Annotated in this window: 1 protein-coding gene; it reads right to left on the bottom strand. The window is 34.7% G+C overall.

The window, feature by feature from the left end; genetic code table 11:
- The coding region (locus KPL38_RS20515) for a 4Fe-4S binding protein (RefSeq protein WP_216290763.1) at window positions 1–856 on the bottom strand (856 nt) is incomplete at both ends.

The following is an 856-nucleotide window of genomic DNA, read 5'->3' as shown; positions in this document are numbered from 1 at the left end:
AAGCTCCACTGAATTCCATTAATGGTTGCTCAAATTGGCTACCCTTAACAGTTGATGTACCCATTGGATTTTCTTTCTTAGGTAAGTTTATGTTAAACTTCCAGTTTGGTATTTTAGCTTCTTGCGTTGCATATGGTTTCATGATTAAAGCTTTTTCTTTAGCTGGACATACTTCAGCACAGTTACCACAGCCACTACAATCTTCTAAACTTATACCTATTGCAAAGTGTTGACCATCGAATCCCTTTCCAATAGCTTTCTTACTTTCGTAAGTTTTTGGAGCATTTTTAAGATCTTCATCGTTCGTTAAGAAAGGTCTTATTACAGCATGAGGACATACAAATGCACATTGATTACATTCTATACAATTATCCATTTGCCATTCTGGTACATTAACAGCAATTCCTCTCTTTTCAAATGCAGCTGTTCCAGGCATTAATGTTCCGTCTTCTATTCCAACAAATGCACTAACAGGTAAAGAATCTCCTTCTTGTCTGTTCATTACATCAGCAATGTTTTTAACGTAATCTGGTCTAGCAACTAATTCTTTAGTTGCATCTTTAACTGTTTTCCAGCTTGCTGGTACGTTAACTTTAACAACTGATTCAACGCCTTCATCAATTGCTGCATTATTCATATCAATAACTTTTTGACCTTTTTTGCCATATGATGTAATAACAGCAGCTTTAAGATACTTAACTGCATCTTCTACTGGAATTATATCTGCTAGCTTAAAGAAAGCAGCTTGCATAATCATGTTAACTCTTCCACCAAGACCTATTTTACCTGCTATTCCTACTGCATCAATAATGTTGAAGTTAATATTGTGATTAGCAATATAGTTTTTCATTGTTGA

The organism is Clostridium psychrophilum (assembly GCF_018861705.1).
GTDB classification, from domain to species: domain Bacteria; phylum Bacillota; class Clostridia; order Clostridiales; family Clostridiaceae; genus Clostridium_AD; species Clostridium_AD psychrophilum.
This window is presented reverse-complemented; position numbering and strand designations above follow the sequence as displayed.